This window comes from Brytella acorum, from assembly GCF_029309905.1.
Classification (GTDB): Bacteria; Pseudomonadota; Alphaproteobacteria; order Acetobacterales; family Acetobacteraceae; genus Brytella; species Brytella acorum.
Map to the genome: position 1 here is coordinate 103,719 of NZ_JARBJP010000006.1, position 16,458 is coordinate 120,176.

At 62.9% G+C, this 16,458-nt stretch carries 13 protein-coding genes; 8 read left to right on the forward strand and 5 right to left on the reverse strand.

Annotated features, from left to right (window positions below):
- Positions 1 to 76 precede the first annotated feature (76 nt).
- Positions 77 to 1,753: an alpha-keto acid decarboxylase family protein gene (locus tag PWM43_RS10945; protein ID WP_289842545.1), complete on the forward strand. Its 1,677-nt coding sequence runs from the start codon at positions 77 to 79 to the stop codon at positions 1,751 to 1,753.
- Between the two features lie 236 nt (positions 1,754 to 1,989).
- Here the strand turns inward: PWM43_RS10945 and PWM43_RS10950 are convergent, their stop codons facing one another.
- The 3 genes from PWM43_RS10950 to PWM43_RS10960 form a co-directional block, all read right to left on the reverse strand.
- Positions 1,990 to 2,607 carry a septal ring lytic transglycosylase RlpA family protein gene (locus tag PWM43_RS10950; protein WP_289842546.1) on the reverse strand — a complete coding sequence of 206 codons (618 nt, stop codon included), beginning with the start codon at positions 2,605 to 2,607 and terminating at the stop codon, positions 1,990 to 1,992.
- A 334-nt stretch (positions 2,608 to 2,941) separates the two neighbouring features.
- Entirely contained in the window at positions 2,942 to 5,023 is a 2,082-nt protein-coding gene (glyS, locus tag PWM43_RS10955; RefSeq protein WP_289842547.1) for a glycine--tRNA ligase subunit beta, read from the reverse strand.
- Positions 5,016 to 5,909, reverse strand: coding sequence for a glycine--tRNA ligase subunit alpha (locus PWM43_RS10960; RefSeq protein ID WP_289842548.1), 894 nt, complete (start codon positions 5,907 to 5,909; stop codon positions 5,016 to 5,018). Before PWM43_RS10960 ends, glyS begins: the two co-directional genes overlap by 8 nt.
- Positions 5,910 to 6,075: 166 nt before the next feature.
- Here PWM43_RS10960 and PWM43_RS10965 point away from each other — a divergent pair, with 166 nt between their 5' ends.
- From PWM43_RS10965 to PWM43_RS10980, 4 genes are all read left to right on the forward strand, one after another.
- The gene (locus PWM43_RS10965) at positions 6,076 to 6,801 is read left to right on the forward strand and encodes a DUF2076 domain-containing protein (protein WP_289842549.1); all 726 of its coding nucleotides are present in this window, start codon (positions 6,076 to 6,078) and stop codon (positions 6,799 to 6,801) included.
- A gap of 197 nt (positions 6,802 to 6,998) precedes the next feature.
- Positions 6,999 to 8,531 (forward strand): FAD-dependent oxidoreductase, encoded by a 1,533-nt coding sequence (locus PWM43_RS10970; RefSeq protein ID WP_289842550.1) that lies wholly within the window; start codon positions 6,999 to 7,001, stop codon positions 8,529 to 8,531.
- Positions 8,532 to 8,624: 93 nt separating this feature from the next.
- Positions 8,625 to 10,421, forward strand: a complete 1,797-nt coding sequence (gene aspS, locus PWM43_RS10975) for an aspartate--tRNA ligase (protein WP_289842551.1) — start codon at positions 8,625 to 8,627, stop codon at positions 10,419 to 10,421.
- Between the two features lie 6 nt (positions 10,422 to 10,427).
- Entirely contained in the window at positions 10,428 to 11,264 is an 837-nt protein-coding gene (locus PWM43_RS10980) for an EipB family protein (protein ID WP_289842552.1), read from the forward strand.
- Here the strand turns inward: PWM43_RS10980 and xth are convergent.
- Both xth and erpA read right to left on the reverse strand, forming a co-directional pair.
- Positions 11,261 to 12,043 (reverse strand): exodeoxyribonuclease III, encoded by a 783-nt coding sequence (xth, locus tag PWM43_RS10985; RefSeq protein ID WP_289842553.1) that lies wholly within the window; start codon positions 12,041 to 12,043, stop codon positions 11,261 to 11,263. The genes PWM43_RS10980 and xth overlap by 4 nt on opposite strands.
- 2 nt (positions 12,044 to 12,045) lie before the next feature.
- Positions 12,046 to 12,414 (reverse strand): iron-sulfur cluster insertion protein ErpA, encoded by a 369-nt coding sequence (erpA, locus tag PWM43_RS10990; protein ID WP_289842554.1) that lies wholly within the window; start codon positions 12,412 to 12,414, stop codon positions 12,046 to 12,048.
- A 51-nt stretch (positions 12,415 to 12,465) separates the two neighbouring features.
- Here erpA and PWM43_RS10995 point away from each other — a divergent pair, with 51 nt between their 5' ends.
- From PWM43_RS10995 to PWM43_RS11005, 3 genes are read left to right on the forward strand one after another with little or no spacing between them, the layout of a single operon-like run.
- Positions 12,466 to 13,632: a deoxyguanosinetriphosphate triphosphohydrolase gene (locus PWM43_RS10995; protein WP_289842555.1), complete on the forward strand. Its 1,167-nt coding sequence runs from the start codon at positions 12,466 to 12,468 to the stop codon at positions 13,630 to 13,632.
- A 37-nt stretch (positions 13,633 to 13,669) separates the two neighbouring features.
- The gene (locus tag PWM43_RS11000) at positions 13,670 to 15,472 is read left to right on the forward strand and encodes an arginine--tRNA ligase (RefSeq protein ID WP_289842556.1); all 1,803 of its coding nucleotides are present in this window, start codon (positions 13,670 to 13,672) and stop codon (positions 15,470 to 15,472) included.
- Positions 15,469 to 16,443 carry an SPOR domain-containing protein gene (locus PWM43_RS11005; protein WP_289842557.1) on the forward strand — a complete coding sequence of 325 codons (975 nt, stop codon included), beginning with the start codon at positions 15,469 to 15,471 and terminating at the stop codon, positions 16,441 to 16,443. Before PWM43_RS11000 ends, PWM43_RS11005 begins: the two co-directional genes overlap by 4 nt.
- The last annotated feature ends 15 nt before the right edge of the window (positions 16,444 to 16,458 follow it).

The window sequence follows — 16,458 nt, forward strand, 5'->3', positions numbered from 1 at the left end:
AGAGATGATCCATATATTGGACGCAGGGTTCAGTTAGGCGCATGCTGCGATCAAATCACTGAACAGGCAGAATCCGATGACCTACACCGTTGGCATGTATCTCGCCGAGCGTCTTGCCCAGATCGGCCTCAAGCATCATTTCGCCGTGGCTGGCGACTATAATCTCGTGCTTCTCGACCAGCTCCTGCTCAACAAGGAAATGGAGCAGATCTATTGCTGCAACGAGCTGAACTGTGGCTTCAGCGCGGAGGGCTACGCCCGTGCGCATGGGGCTGCCGCGGCAGTCGTGACGTTCAGCGTGGGAGCGATTTCCGCGATGAATGCGATTGGTGGCGCTTATGCTGAGAACCTGCCTGTCATTCTGGTCTCCGGTTCGCCGAATTCGAACGATTACGGCACGGGCCACATTCTGCATCACACGATCGGCACGAACGATTACGGCTACCAGCTTGAAATGGTGCGCCATCTGACCTGTGCGGCCGAGAGTATCACGGACGCGGCTTCGGCGCCGGCCAAGATCGATCACGTGATCCGGACGGCGTTGCGTGAACGCAAGCCCGCTTATCTCGAGATCGCCTGCAACGTCGCAGGGGCGGTCTGCGTGCGGCCGGGGCCGGTCTCCTCCTTGCTGGGCGAGATGCGCGCGGACGAGACAAGCCTCAGGGCCGCGGTCACCGCCTCGCTGGAATGGCTGAAGGGGCGTGAAAAAGTCGTTCTGCTCGTCGGCAGCAAGCTCCGCGCGGCGGACGCTCAGGCGCAGACGGTGGAACTGGCCGATCATATGGGCTGCGCGGTCACGATCATGGCGGCTGCCAAAGGTTTTTTCCCGGAAACGCATGCGGGCTTCCGGGGGGTGTATTGGGGCGAGGTGAGCGATGAGGGCGCGCAGGAACTTGTCGAGACCGCCGATGCGGTGATCTGTCTCGCGCCGGTGTTTAACGACTATTCCACAGTGGGCTGGAATGCGTGGCCCAAAGGCGACAACGTGCTTCTCGCCGAACCCGATCGCGTGACCGTCGACGGCCAGTCTTTCGAGGGCTTCACGCTCCGTCATTTTCTGCGCGAACTCACCGCGAGCGCTCCGAAGAAAGCCGCGACCACGCAGGGCAGCACCGCGCCGAAGCTCGAAATCGCCCCTGCAAACCTCGATGCGCCTCTGACGAATGACGAAATGACCCGCCAGATCCAGGCGATCCTGACGCCGGATACGACACTGGTAGCAGAGACGGGAGACTCGTGGTTCAACGCGGTGCGCATGAACCTTCCGAAGGGCGCGCGGGTCGAACTCGAGATGCAATGGGGCCATATCGGCTGGTCGGTCCCCTCGGCCTTCGGTAACGCTATGGGATCGCAGGATCGCCGCCACGTTCTCATGGTGGGCGATGGCTCGTTTCAGTTGACGGCGCAGGAAGTTGCGCAAATGGTGCGTTACGAGCTGCCGGTGCTCATCTTCCTCGTGAATAACAGAGGTTACGTGATCGAGATCGCCATTCACGATGGCCCGTACAACTACATAAAGAACTGGGATTATGCAGGTCTTATGGAGGTGTTCAACGCGGTCGAGGGTCACGGGCTGGGCCTCAAGGCCGCGACCGGCGCGGAACTTCAGGACGCCATCAAAAAGGGACTGGCCAACAGAAAGGGGCCGACGCTGATCGAGTGCAGTATCGATCGATCGGATTGCACCAAACAGCTGGTCGAATGGGGAAAGCGCGTGGCCGCCACCAATGCCCGCAAGCCGCAGATCGTCTGATCGCGACAGGGACTGCTACGCTTGTTTCGCGTCGCTTTCCCTGGTCTTGGTGGCCCCGTGGCGGGGTCTGGACGTGCTGGGCTCTGGTCCGGGAGAATAGCTGTAATCGGGGCGTTGCACGATACGATGCTCTGTCCATTCGGCGACGCGCCGCGGATCAGCGCGTCGTCGTTCTTATGGCCTTCGGGATGCTGAACAGGTCAGAGGATATTATTCCGGGTAGGCGTCGTAAATTCTTACGAACGCTTCTTCGCGTGATGGGCCGCAATAGCGACGTGCTTGCCAACTTTTCGGCGAGACGCATGATGTGAAGATTTGCCGGGGTCCGCCGCCGCGATCGCCGCCTCGCTGGTGGCCTGAGGATCTGCCTCGGCAACTTCCATCGGCTCCGGCTCCGTCCCGCCCTCGGGCAGGGGCGCGATCTTCACATGGGCCGTTCCGGCGCTGAGCATGCCGAGGCTTGCGGCAGCGCGCGGAGATAGATCGATAATGCGACTGTTGAACGGACCACGGTCATTGATCTTCACGATGACCGAGCGGCCCGTGTCTTCGGACGTTACCAAAACCCGCGAACCCATCGGCAGGGAAGGGTGCGCCGCAGTGAGGCCGGTCGCCTCCATGGCTTCACCGCTGCTGGTGCGATGGTGATTGAGATGGCGGCCGTACCAGCTCGCGACGCCATGCTGGGTCCACGCCACGACATGATGGGCTTTGGTCATGGCTTCATGGGCTCGTTCGGCCAGCGCGGTGCGAACGGAATTCGTCCAGGGCGTATGAACGGGCTCATTACTGGCCGCGATCGTCGCAGCCGGACCGGGCTCCGCATGAGCCTCGCAGATCAAGCTTGACGCCACAACCAGAAAGCCTCCGGCGACACCTGCCAGATTCGGCCACCCAGCCAACGCTTTCCGTGTGTTCGAAGGGTTTGAATCCCGGTTTCCGTTGCGTGTCACGCCATCATCCGTTGCAGTTGCGGCCTGCCAGAAGGGGAAAGCGACGGTTCCTGTCGTCTCCCCCAAAGGCGGCCTTGTTGGCATCCCTAGCACAATCGGACGGAAAGCGCGAACACAGGCTTTCCGCCGCACGGCAAGGGGTGCCAGCCGAGTGTGGGGAGATTAGGGCGGCTCGGAAAGCATCGTCCAAAGATCCGCCACACTTGCCGCGACCAGACGTTCATCTGTTAGTCCATCATCCGTCAATCTGCCCGAAATCCGCGATCTCGGACAGCGTAGCTTCGATGCGCGCGAGAAGTTTAAGCCGGTTGCGGCGCAGCGCCGAATCAGCATCATTGACCGTCACCCCCTCGAAAAAGCGGTCCAGAGCCGGTCGCAGCCCCGCCGCGTTCCGCATGGCGTCCGTAAAATGCTCATCGTCAAGCGCGGCATGAATTTCGTCGCTCGCGGTCTTGAGGGCTTCCGCGAGGGTCTGCTCTTCCGCCTGCCGGTAAAGAGCCGGATCGGGCAGGCCGACATGCGGCCCGTCCTTGCGGTTCTCGATCCGCAGGATGTTGGCGGCGCGCTTGCTGGCCGCGAGAAGATTGCGGCCGTCGTCGGTGCTGAGCATCCGGGCGAGCGCTTCGGTGCGCGCCAGCAGACGCACGAGATCCCCGTCGAGGCCCCTGGCGAGAACGGCGGAAAGCACGTCATGGCGCTCGCCTTCGTTGCGGAGCTGAACGCGCAGACGTTCCGCCATGAAGTGCATGAGCGCGTCACGGCAGGACACCGGGTCTTCCACCGTCGTCGCGTGTTTCGCGATCTGCGTCAGGGCCAGATCGAACAGCGCGCCCAGATCGAAACGCAGCCCGTTGTCGCGAACGATGCGAATGACTCCCAGAGCCGCGCGCCGCAGCCCATAGGGGTCTCCCGATCCCGTCGGTGTCTCGTCGATGGCGAAGAAACCCGCCAGAGTGTCGAGCCTGTCCGCGAGGGCGACCGCGATCGAAACGGGATTGCGCGGTATGTCGTCATTCAGGCCGCGCGGCATGTAGTGCTCCGCGACCGCATCGGCGACCGCATTGGTCTCCTTGTCATGGCGCGCATAATAACCGCCCATGACACCTTGAAGTTCCGGAAATTCGCCGACCATGCCCGTCGTCAGATCCGCTTTCGCCAGATAGGCGGCACGGGCGGCATCGCGTTGCTGCGTGGCATCCAGCGCCATCGCACGCGCGATCTCGCGGGCCAGGAACTCGATGCGACCAACGCGGGCGGCCTGCGTACCCAACCTCGCGTGAAACGTGACGGTCTTGAGGGTGTCGACACGCTCCGCAAGCGGCGTCCTGCGGTCAAGATCCCAGAAATGCCGGGCGTCGGAGAAGCGGGCGCGCAGTACGCGTTCGTTTCCGGCGATCGTCAGCGCGCCCTGATCGGCGAACTCCATGTTCGCGACAAACGCAAACCACGGCGCGGCCTTCCCGGCGTGATCGCGCAACGCGAAGTAACGCTGGTTCAGCTTCATCGAGACCTGCATCACTTCGGGCGGCAGGTCCATGAATGCGTCATCGATGCGGCCGAGCAGGGCATTGGGCCATTCCGTCAGGCCGGCCACCTCATCCACAAGACCTGCATCCGGAACCACGCTCAGCGCTTTCGTCTCGGCGGCGTCGGAAATGCCCGAGAGAATACGCTCGGCACGTGCGGCGGCGTCCGCGATGACCTTGCGCTGGAGAAGCGACGTCTCCCACTGGGCGGCGGAGGTCACTTCGAACAGGCCCGGCGCCATGAAGCGATGGCCTTCCGTCTGCGTGCCGGAACGCAGGCCATGGGCATAGTCGTCCTCGCGGCCAAGCGAAAACGGCACGCATGTTCCGTCGAGCAGGCAGACGATATGCCGCAGCGGCCGGACCCAGGTGAAATGGCTGCCGGAGCCCCAGCGCATGGATTTCGGCCAGGGGAAACGCCATAGAAGCTCAGGCGCCGCTTCGGCGATCACATCGGTCGCCGAGATGGCCGGAACGCTCGAATTGAGAACCCAGAAACCGTTTTCCAGCGTCAGACTCTCGCGTGTTGCGCCATGTTTGCGCAGGAAGCCATCGAGAGCCTGTTCAGGCGCATTCTCGCGGGGGCCACGTTCGGATTTTGTCGATGCGGCGACGCCCGGTTCGACCGTCATGCTGACGGCGATGTGGCGCGGTCCCCAGAACGTCTTCTGCTCACGGGGTCTGAGACTGTCGAGGGCGGCGGAGAGAAGGCGGTTCAGGTCTTTTGCGCCATTCTCCTGCATGCGGGCAGGAATTTCCTCACAATTGAGGACGAGCAGGAGTTCAGCCATGGGATGTCTCCTCCGCGCCGGTCAGCCAAGTTTCGCAGCAGATTTTTGCCAGGTCGCGGACCCGGCCGATATAGGATGCGCGTTCCGATACGGAGATGACGCCTCGCGCATCCAGCAGGTTGAACAGGTGACTGGCCTTGAGGCACTGGTCATAGGCAGGCTGCGCGACGCCTGCCTGCGCCAGTCGACGCGATTCCTGCTCGGCGTCGGCAAAATGACGCATCAGCATATTCGTGTCCGCCAGTTCGAAATTGTGTCGTGAATAGTCCCGTTCGGCGCGCAGGAAGACGTCGCCATACGTCATGCCCTGGCCGTTGAAGTCCAGATCGTAGACGTTCTCCACGCCCTGCACATACATCGCGAGGCGTTCGAGGCCGTATGTCAGTTCCGTGGAAGGAAGGGCCACCGGTATGCCGCCGACCTGCTGGAAGTAGGTGAACTGGGTGACTTCCATACCGTCGCACCACACTTCCCAGCCAAGGCCCCAGGCGCCGATCGTCGGATTTTCCCAGTCATCTTCCACAAAACGGATGTCATGCCTCGTCAGATCGATTCCGATGGCGCGGTAGCTGTCGAGAAGAAGCTGCTGGCTGTCTTCCGGCGTTGGCTTCAGCAGAACCTGATACTGATAGTAATGCTGCAGCCGGTTGGGATTTTCGCCATAGCGCCCGTCGGAAGGGCGGCGGCACGGCTGCACATAAGCGGCTTTCCATGGCTTGTCGCCGAGCGCGCGCAACGCCGTGTGCGGCGACAACGTACCGGCGCCCAGCTCCGTATCGTAAGGCTGGAGAATGACGCATCCGCGGTCGGACCAGAAGCGGTGCAGACGCAGGATGAGTTCCTGAAAGGAAGGCGGGCGGTCGTCGTGTCCGGACTCAGGGCGCAAGGTAACGTGGCTCCGAAAAAGGCGATATATCGCGCTTCCCTTACTACTACTTGTCCTGTCCTGCCAGTTCCGCGCCGCGACCGCTCTGATGTCCGCCCCTTGCGACGCGTCGAAGGGCAGGCCACATAGAAAGGGAACTGCTCTCCGGTTGAGGGGTTGGAGAAACATGACGAACGAAGAACGCGATCTTATCGCCCGTTTCCTTGCAAGGGTTGGCGGTGCGGCCAGCCCCGGCGCCTTTGGCGGCCCTGCTCAGGCGCCCGCCAGTCTTCCGCCGATTGACCCGGAAGCCGACCGGTTCATCGCCGAGAACTTCCAGAAATTTCCGGAAGCGCGCTATCGCGTCACGCAAATGGCGGTCGTTCAGGAAGTGGCGCTGGCGGAGGCGCAGAACCGCATCCGTCAACTGCAATTCGAGCTTCAGCAGACCCAGGCGCAACTGGCCCAGACGCAGCAGCAGCGCCCGGCTTCCGGCGGCATTTTCGGCGGTCTGTTTGGCGGCGGCGCGCCGCGTCAGCAGGCCGCTCTCCCGCCGGGTTGGGGACAACAGCCAGGCTATGCTGCCGGGCCGCCGCCCGCATACGCGCCTGGCGTCAATCCCGGGATGTTCCAGCGCGGGGGCACCGGCTTCCTGGGATCGGCCCTGACCACGGCGACTGGCGTCGCTGGCGGCATGCTGGCGGCTAACGCGCTTGAGAGTTTGTTCAGCGGTGGTCATGGCCAGAACGCCGCCGGGGGTTTTGGCGGTGGTGAGACCATCGTCAACAACAATTATGGCGACGCCGCGGGTAGCGATCCTTTCGCGGGCGACGGCACGGATGCCGGGTCGAGCTTCGATGCGGGCAGCTTCGGTGACGATGGCGGCGGCGGATGGGACGACAACTCGTTCTGAGCGCGTGGGACCGAAAAGATCATCATGAAGGGAACCCGGCTCGACAGCCGGGTTTTCTTTTGCGCTCGTGCCGTGGGTTGCCTGGACGGTTGAAGCGCGCTTGAGTGTCAAAAGATGTCGGGCTGTCGCGAGATGTCGCGAACCCCGAAACGAGGCCGTCGAACTGGCCTGAAACCTGTCGGAAGGGAACGCCTATCATGAACGCGAGCGAAACGGTCTGGATCGATGCAGGTGCGGTCAGCGATCTGGCGGAGGACAGGCCGACCGCGGTTACGATCGGCGAAACGCCTGTGGTGCTGATCCGCGACGAGGAGGCGGTGTATGCGCTCGGCGGGAAATGTCCTCACCGCGGCGCGCCGATGGAGCAGGGCACACTCTGCCGCGACGCCGAGGGTGTCCAGGTTCTCGTCTGCCCCTGGCACAAGGCGGTTTTTGACGCCGAGGGCGGTCATCTCATCGATCCGCCGGCACAGGACTGTCTGCCTCGTTATCCGGTCGAGCTTCGTGATGGGCGTGTCTTTGTCCGGGAGGCGCAGATCGTCCCCGAGGCCCGTGAGCCGATGCGCGGGAACGAGATCGTGGCCATTCTGGGTGTTGGTGCGGCCGGTGTCACGGCGGCCGCGACCCTGCGACACCTTGGCTTCGCGGGCAAGATCGTCATGGTCGGCCCCGAGAAGGGGAACCCCTATGAGCGCACGGCCCTTAGCAAGGCCTATCTTGCAGAGCCAAAAGAAGAAGCCAGCCTGCCCGACATTCTTCCCGAGGCGTTTTATACCCGGCATGATATCGAGCGTGTTCTCGACAGTGTCGAGAAAGTCGATCACGAAACGCGCACAGTGCGGTTGCGCAGTGGAGATTCTTTTCAGGCTGACCATATTCTCTGCGCCACGGGTTCACGGGCCGTTCGACCCGAGCTGCCGGGGGTTGACCTGCCGAACGTCTTTACCCTTCGCAGCGCCGCTGACGCGGAAGCCCTTTCGGACGCTATCGGGCCGGACACGTCGATCGCGATCGTGGGCGGCGGTCTGATTGCTCTCGAAGCCGCGGCGTCGCTGCGTAAACGCGGCGCGGGTGTTACGGTCATCTCACGGGAAGATGTTCCGCTGATCGGGCAGTTCGGACGGGAAGTGGGCTGTCGCTTGCGGGAACTGCATGAAGGCAACGGTGTCGCATTCGTGCCCTGCACCGAGGTGAAGGCCATTTCGCAACAGGGCAATGCCCTCAAGCTCGCCCTCGACGACGAGACTGAACTCAAAACGGATATCGTCCTTCTGGGCGTGGGCGCCGAACCTGTCGTTCATTATGCCGATGTCGGCGTGCGCGCCGACGATGGCGGTATCGAGGTTGACGACCATATGCGTGTGGCCGGGCGGGTTTACGCCGCCGGTGACATCGCGAGTTTTGTTCATGAGGGACGACGTATGCGCGTCGAGCACTGGCGCACGGCGGAGTGTCAGGCACGGATCGCGGTGCATGCCATGCTCGGCTTCCCCATCTCGTCTCTGCCGGTTCCCTGGTTCTGGACCCAGCAATACGATCAGAAGCTTGAATATGCAGGGTGGTCGCCGTCTTTCGACGAGGTGGCGATCGACGGCGATCTCAGCGCTTTCGACTTTCTCGCGCGCCTGCGCAAGGATGGGAAGACCGTGGGCTTCATCGGCTCCAAGCACGCGCGCGAAATGGGTCGGATCGCTGTCGATTTCCCGGCGGCGTGCGAAGGGGCAGCTTGACAGGAAAGGGCTTGCCCGGCTTCCTGCGCGCAAATCCCCGCCCCTGACCGGGCGGCTGTCGTTATCCACCGTTGCCGAGCAGGATCTTTGCCCATGCACCCCTATCGTACCCATAGCTGCAGCGCCCTGCGCGCTGGCGACGCGGGACAGACCGTCCGCCTGTCAGGATGGGTGCATAGCAAGCGCGATCACGGCGGCCTGCTGTTCATCGATCTGCGCGACCAGACGGGCATCACCCAGGTTGTCGTTCCCGCGGGGACGGCTCTTCTGGAGACGGCCGAAAAGCTGCGTGTCGAGAGCGTCATCACTGTCACCGGCGAGGTCGTCATTCGCGAGGACGGGCAGCGCAACCCCCATCTTCCCACGGGTGAAATCGAACTGCGCGCGCAGGAGATCGATGTCCGCTCGGCGGCTCATGTGCTGCCGTTCCAGGTTGCCGGGCAGGAAAACTACCCGGAGGAGCTACGCCTCAAATATCGCTATATCGACCTGCGGCGCGACAAGATGCACGCCAATATCCTCCTGCGCTCGCAGATCATCGCGAGCCTGCGTCGCCGCATGCAGGCCCATGATTTCACCGAGTTGCAGACGCCGATCCTGACGGCGTCCTCGCCGGAAGGCGCACGCGACTTCCTCGTGCCGTCCCGTGTTCACGCCGGGAAGTTCTATGCCCTGCCGCAGGCGCCGCAGCAGTTCAAGCAACTGGCGATGGTCGCGGGTTTCGATCGCTACTTCCAGATCGCGCCCTGCTTTCGCGACGAGGCGTCGCGCGCGGATCGAAGCCCGGGCGAATTCTATCAGCTCGATTTCGAAATGGCGTTCGCAACCCAGGACGATGTGTTCGCCGTCATGGAAGATGTTTTGAGCGGCGTGTTCGCCGAATTCGGCAAAGGTCGCACGGTCACGGCCGCGCCGTTCCCGCGCATTCCCTACGAGGAAGCGATGCGCGTATACGGCTCCGACAAGCCGGACCTGCGCAATCCGCTGCGCATCAGCAATGTGACGGATGCATTTGCCGACTCCGGCTTCGGGCTTTTTGCGAAAATCGCGGCGGCGGGCGGAGAAGTGCGCGCTATCCCCGCGCCCGGAGCGGGTGATCGCCCGCGCGGGTTCTTCGACAAGCTGAACACATGGGCTCGCGAGAGCGGAGCCGGTGGTCTGGGCTATATCATTTTCGAGGATGAGGGCGGCAAGGGTCCGATCGCGAAGAACCTCGACCCGTCCCGTGTGGAGGCCATACGCGAACGCTGCGGCCTCAAGGCCGGAGACGCTGTCTTCTTCGCGGCGGGCAAGGGGGACGAGGTCGCCAAGTTCTCGGGGCAGGTGCGGACCCGAATCGCTCAGGAGATCGACCTGATCGAGAAAGACGCTTTCCGCTTCTGCTGGATCGTCGACTTCCCGATGTACGAGATCAACGAGGAAACGGGCCGGATCGATTTCTCGCATAATCCGTTTTCCATGCCCCAGGGTGGCCTGGACGCTCTCAACAATCAGGACCCGCTGACGATCAACGCTTACCAGTACGATATCGTCTGCAATGGTATCGAACTGTCTTCGGGGGCGATCCGTAACCATCTGCCGGAGGTCATGATCCGGGCTTTCGAAATCGCGGGCTATGGCGAGGAAGAAGTCGAAGCCCGTTTCGGAGGCATGCTCAATGCGTTCCGCTATGGCGCGCCCCCGCATGGTGGCTCGGCACCCGGCGTCGATCGGATGGTCATGCTGCTTGCCGATGAGCCCAATATCCGCGAGATCATTCTCTTCCCGCTGAACCAGCAGGGGGAAGACCTCATGATGAACGCTCCGGCGCCGGTCGAGGCAGCGCGTTTGCGTGAACTTTCGCTGGCGATCCTGCCGCCGAAGCCGAAGGCAACCACCGCCAAGGACTGATCGACAATGCCGAGAGCGGGTTTTCGCTGGTGCGCCGTGCTGGTTTTGGGGGTTGGCTGCGCTGGCGAACCGCGCGCGGCCTCGGCGGCGATACCGGCTCCGGCGACGATCGTGCCGCATGCGGCAAGCTATGAACTTTCGCTGGCTTCGATCCGCCCTGGCGACACGATCGACGCTGCGGGCGAAATGGCGTTCAGCATCGCGGATGAATGCGACGCATGGAGTACGAGCCAGCACCTCCATATGAGGACCGTTTCGCGCGAGGGCGATGCGCTCGATACCGTCTCGGATTATGCGACTCTGGAAAGCAAGGACGGACGGCATCTGACCTTCGTCGACGTGCAGCACGCCGCCGGTGGTGATCAGAGCCGGGTGGCGGGGACTGCCGACCGCATGAAGGACGGGCGTGTCGTGGTGCGTTTTACCGCGCCATCGGTCAAACAGATGACTTTGCCCAAGGGCACGCTGTTTCCGCTCGCGCATACCCTGGCCATTGTCACGGCCGCGCGCGCGGGCGCGAAGGCGCTGTCACCCTTCCTGTTCGACGGGACATCGGCCGACGGCGCTTTCTATACCTATGTCACGATTCAGGGCTGGGTACCGGGCGTCACAGACCGGCTGGACAAACGAAGCGCCACTCATGGTGCGGCTTTGGCCCATATTGCTTTTTATGCGCGTGACGACCGCGTCGGAATGCTACCGGATTTCGAACTGGCTTCCCGCTTTTTCGATGATGGTGTCACCGACCACCTGAAAATGGATTTCGGCGACTTCGTGCTGGATGGCAGGATGACGAAGCTGATACCCAGACGCCGCTGCCACTCAGGTTCTGCGACGCCTTAGAGGGGACGGTCGGCGCGAAGGGTGACGACAAGCGGGACGTGATCCGAAGGTTGCGGGCGCGCGCGCTCGTCGCGGTCGATATGCACAGCCTCCAGACGGTCGGCCAGTCGTGGTGAAAGCAGGGCGTGGTCGATCCGCAACCCCATATTCCTGTCCCATGCTCCGGCCTGATAATCCCAGAACGTGTAGAGGCACTCTCGCGGATAAAGCGCGCGGACGGCGTCGGTCAGGCCGAGCCAGCACAGGCTTCGCCATGCCGCACGGGTTTCCGGACGCAGAAGAGCGTCATGCGCGCCGAGAGCGCCGGGAGCCAGATCCTCTGGCGCGGGACAGACGTTGAAATCGCCAATCAGGGCGAAGTCTTCATCGCGTTCAAGCATCTCCCGCGCATGATGAGCGAGTGTTTCGAAAAACTCGATCTTGAGACGATAGCCTTCCTCGCCGCCCGAATTGCCGTTCGGAAGATAGAGGCCGCCGATCGTCAGCCTGTCGATTTCGATTTCGATGTATCGCGCCGCGTCATGGCTGAAACCGGGAAGGCGGCGATGGCGCACTTCAAAGGGTTTGCGGGCAATGACGGCAACCCCGTTATAGGCTTTCTGCCCGACGATGGCGACGTGGTAGCCAGCCTCGGCGAAGCTTGCGGGAAACTGGTGTTGCTCGCACTTGATTTCCTGAAGGCACAAAACATCGACCGGATGGTTGGACAGCCAGTCCAGAACGAGAGTTTCGCGTTGACGGATCGAGTTGATGTTCCAACTCGCGAAAGAAAAACTCACGCTCAGGCCAGGGAGAAGCTTGTTCCGCAACCACAGGATGTCGCTGCGTTGGGATTGCTAATCGTGAAATGGGCGCCCATCAGCTTATCGACGAATTCAAGCTCGGCGCCCGCGAGCAGATCCATGCTGACCGGGTCCACGAGAACCTCGGCGGAGTCACGCTTGATGAGGATGTCGTCGTCCCGTCGTTCACGATCCAGGCGGAACTGATACTGGAAGCCGTTGCATCCTCCCGCTTCGACGGAAACCCGCAATGCCAGACCGGCATTGTCGGGCTGCTGGGAAATGATATCGACGATACGCGCGGCAGCCGATGCTGACATCGAAAATGCGGGTATATCGGTTCCGGCAGGGAGCGTGCTCTGGGTCATGTCTCCCTATATAATGTGGACACCTTAAGTCTGAAAGGGAAAGCGCGCGTGATGATCGGCCAGAATGTTGCATCTTACGCGGTGAGGGTGGATCAGGCGCGCGGGCGTCTGCACCCCGAATCCGAAGCACCGACGCGCTCGCCCTGGCAGCGTGATCGCGACCGGATCGTGCATTCGACCGGGTTTCGCACGCTGCAATACAAAACCCAGGTCTTCATCAACCATGAAGGCGATTTTTTTCGCACGCGCCTCACGCATTCGCTGGAAGTGGCGCAGATCGCCCGTTCCATCGCGCGACAGTTGCGGCTGGACGAGGATCTGACCGAGGCCCTGGCACTTGCGCATGACCTTGGTCATACGCCGTTCGGCCATGCCGGCGAAGATGCCCTGAAACTGAGCATGAAGGGCTGGGGGGATTTCGACCACAATACCCAGTCGATCCGCCTGGTGACGTTCCTGGAGCGCCGTTACAACGATTTCGACGGCCTCAACCTTACCTGGGAAACGCTTGAGGGACTCGCAAAACATAACGGTCCCGTCGTCGATCCATCGCTCTATCTGCGGGATTACGACTCGCGGCATCACCTTGATCTCGGAAGCTATGCCTCGGCCGAGGCGCAGGTCGCCGCCCTTTCCGACGACATCGCCTATCACGGGCATGATCTCGATGACGGGTTGCGCGCGGGCCTGCTCCAGTTCGAGGATATCAAAGACCTGCCGATCGTCGGGGAGGAACTGGTGCGCGCCCGGTTGGGGGCGACGCGGGGAGAGGTCTTCGATCGGGACGGACGGATACGCCATGAGACCGTCCGGCAGGTGATCAACAGGCTCGTGACGGACCTTCTGCGGCAGACGCGCGCCAATATCGAGGCGCTGGCGCCAAAGAGCGCGGATGACATCCGTCATGCCGTGGCGCCCGTCGTGGCGTTCAGTCCCGACATGGCGGCGGCGAATGCGGCGATCCGTGCGTTCCTGTATGAGCGACTTTATCGGCACTGGCGCGTCAAGCGCATGACCCGCAAGGCGCGGCTCGTGACGGGTGAAATTTTCGCGGTCCTGGCCGAAGATCCGACGCTTCTGCCGGACGGATGGCGCGAGCGCGCCCTGGTCGAGGGCGGAGAGCCGCATCGGGTGGTCGCGGATTACATCGCGGGTATGACGGATCTCTTCGCGATGGAGGAACATCGACGGTTGACGGAACTCTCTGCACTGGGCTGATAAGGCGACCATCGAACCTCAAGGAACCGATCAAGCGATGTCCGACCCCGTACCGACCACCGACTGCCTGTTCGCGCGCTATCTGACGCAGGTGCGCGAGGCGCTCCGGGCTGTCGTGCCGGAACTGCCGGACGAGCTCATCGAGCGTGTCGAGCTCACCCCCGCGCGCGATGCCGCTCATGGCGACATGGCGACCAATGCGGCGCTCCTCGCGGCGAAACCGGCCCGACGCAAGCCGGTCGAGATCGCACGGGAACTGGCGGCCCGGCTCGTCGCATTGCCGGGCGTCGCCGCCGCCGAGCCTGCCGGTCCGGGCTTCGTCAACCTGAAGCTCCGCCCCGAGGTCCTTCAGTCGGTCGTACCGAGCGTGCTTACGGCAGGGCGGAGCTACGGCGATTCCCGCATCGGGCAGGGTCTTCGCGTCAATGTGGAATACGTATCCGCGAATCCGACGGGTCCCATGCATGTCGGTCATTGTCGCGGTGCTGTCGTCGGAGACGCGTTGGCGAACCTGCTTGCGAAGACGGGCCACGCGGTTCGGAAGGAATATTATATCAATGACGCGGGCGGGCAGGTCACAGCACTCGCCTGGGCGGCTTACTGGCGCTACCTTCAGGCGATCGGGACAACGCTGACGGAAGAGGCTTTCGCGGCGCTGACGCCGAGTGGCCTGCAATATGGGGGCGATTATCTCGTTCCCGTGGGTGAGGCGATCAAGGCGCGGCACGGAAATGCGCTGGCGGGGCCGGATGCGACACCCGCTGATCCCTCCGTCTGGTTCGACATCGTGAAGGCGGAGACGCTGGAAGTCATGATGGCGTCGATTCGTGAGGATCTGGGCCTGCTCGGAATACATCACGAGCTGTTTTCCAGCGAGGCCGCCGTTCTTGCGAGCGGACAGGTGGACGCCGCCATCGCGGCGCTTGATGCGAAGGGACTGCTTTACGAAGGAGTGCTCGAGCCGCCCAAGGGAAAGACACCAGAGGATTGGGAACCTCGACCGCAAACGCTGTTCCGTTCGACGGAATTCGGCGACGATACGGATCGTGCGCTGCGCAAGTCCGATGGGACGAACACCTATTTCGCCAACGATATCGGCTATCATTCCCAGAAAGCCATGGACGCCGATGTGCTGATCGACGTTCTCGGGGCCGATCACGGTGGCTATGTGTCGCGCATGAGGGCCGCCGTCAGCGCGTTGACGGATGGAAAGACAGGGTTCGAGGTCGTGATGTGCCAGATCGTGCGCATCGTGAAGGGCGGCGAACCGGTTCGCATGTCGAAGCGGGCAGGGACGTTCGTGACGATGCGCGACCTCATCGACGAGGTGGGAGCGGGCGCGGTCCGTTTCACGATGCTGACCCGCAAGGCGGACGCGCAGATGGAGTTCGATCTGGATGCCGTCGTTGCCCAGACGCGCGACAATCCGGTTTTCTATGTGCAATATGCCCATGCGCGTTGCTGCTCGGTCCTGCGCGGCGCGGCCGAGGCGTTCGGCGCGGAGTTCACCTCCGGCCCTTCACTGCTGGCAGCGGACACGGCATTGTTGTCGTCCGACGCCGAGCTTGCGCTTCTGCGCCGGATTTCGACCTTTCCGCGTCTTGTCGAGGCTGCGGCACAGGCGCGTGAGCCTCACCGGATCGCGTATTTCTGCGGCGAACTGGCTGGAGACTTTCATGCGTTGTGGAACCGGGGGCGCGAGGACACGACGTTACGTTTCATTCATGAAGGTGATGCGGCGGTGAGTCTGGCCAAGGTTGCGCTTGTGGCGGCTACGGCCTCATGCCTGCGCGCGGCCCTGGCCATTCTGGGCGTTGAGCCGCTTGAGGAACTGCGATGAGCGAAGATCAGGACTGGCGCACGGATCGCGATGCAAAGCGCCCGCCATCGACGGCGGAACGCGCGCGCGAGCGCATGAGCGCGGATTACGACGACGATGATCTTCCGCGTCGTCGGGGATCACCGGGGAAACTGGCGGCGCTGCTCGGCTCGGACGAAGCGACCCGCAAGCTGCTTTTCGGGGCGATCGGGGTTGGTGGAGTGCTGCTGGTCGGCATTGGCGGCTGGTCGCTGATGGGTCATCACACAAGCGGGATTCCCGTGCTCGGACCGCCTCCCGGTCCGGTGCGCGATGTCCCGGTCGATCCTGGCGGCATGCAGATTTCCGGTTCTGACGATGCGGTTTCGGATACGACGGGACAAGGGGAGGCCCATCTCGCTCCGGCTCCCGAGCAACCCCATCCGGATGCGCTGGCTCGTCAATACGGGCAGCCCGCGACGCCGCCGGAAACGCAGACGAAGACGTCATCGCCACCATCCGCCGAGACTTCGGGGGCATCAAAGGCCGATCTCGGAGACGGTGATACCGGGGACGATCTCGCACCGGTTGGTTCGGCCCCTGCCAAACCGGCGGAAAAGCCCGCAGCGGTTGCTCCGGCCCCGAAAGCAGCGCCTGCGTCCGGAGCGGCTGAGAAGAAAGCCGCGGAAGTGCCGCCCACGCCCCGGCAGCCCGCACCCGCTGCTTCTCCGGTCGCTCCTCCGGCAGCGCCGTCTTCTACGACGACGGGTGGCTTTGCCGTCCAGCTGGGGGCGCTCGATAGCGATGCGGAAGCGCAGCGCCAGTGGGAGATCGTCCGGAAGCAGGCGCCGGACCTGTTTGCCGACCGCAAACCTGTGGTCGAGCGTGCGGATCGCGGAGGGCGGACCTATTTCCGCCTGCGGGTCGCAGGCTTCGACAGCGCCCAGAGCGCCAAAGCGTTCTGTATCAAGGCTCATGCGCGCAGCGTCGCGTGTACGCCCGCCCGTTTCTGATTCGCTCGTTACCGG

What these genes read in the sequence shown, in the direction of transcription:
- PWM43_RS10945 (WP_289842545.1), top strand. Translation starts at nt 77, where the DNA reads ATGACCTACACCGTTGGCATGTATCTCGCCGAGCGTCTTGCCCAGATC.
- glyS (WP_289842547.1), bottom strand. Translation starts at nt 5,023, where the DNA reads ATGGCTGAACTCCTGCTCGTCCTCAATTGTGAGGAAATTCCTGCCCGC.
- PWM43_RS10965 (WP_289842549.1), top strand. Translation starts at nt 6,076, where the DNA reads ATGACGAACGAAGAACGCGATCTTATCGCCCGTTTCCTTGCAAGGGTT.
- PWM43_RS10970 (WP_289842550.1), top strand. Translation starts at nt 6,999, where the DNA reads ATGAACGCGAGCGAAACGGTCTGGATCGATGCAGGTGCGGTCAGCGAT.
- aspS (WP_289842551.1), top strand. Translation starts at nt 8,625, where the DNA reads ATGCACCCCTATCGTACCCATAGCTGCAGCGCCCTGCGCGCTGGCGAC.
- PWM43_RS10980 (WP_289842552.1), top strand. Translation starts at nt 10,428, where the DNA reads ATGCCGAGAGCGGGTTTTCGCTGGTGCGCCGTGCTGGTTTTGGGGGTT.
- erpA (WP_289842554.1), bottom strand. Translation starts at nt 12,414, where the DNA reads ATGACCCAGAGCACGCTCCCTGCCGGAACCGATATACCCGCATTTTCG.
- PWM43_RS10995 (WP_289842555.1), top strand. Translation starts at nt 12,466, where the DNA reads ATGATCGGCCAGAATGTTGCATCTTACGCGGTGAGGGTGGATCAGGCG.
- PWM43_RS11000 (WP_289842556.1), top strand. Translation starts at nt 13,670, where the DNA reads ATGTCCGACCCCGTACCGACCACCGACTGCCTGTTCGCGCGCTATCTG.
- PWM43_RS11005 (WP_289842557.1), top strand. Translation starts at nt 15,469, where the DNA reads ATGAGCGAAGATCAGGACTGGCGCACGGATCGCGATGCAAAGCGCCCG.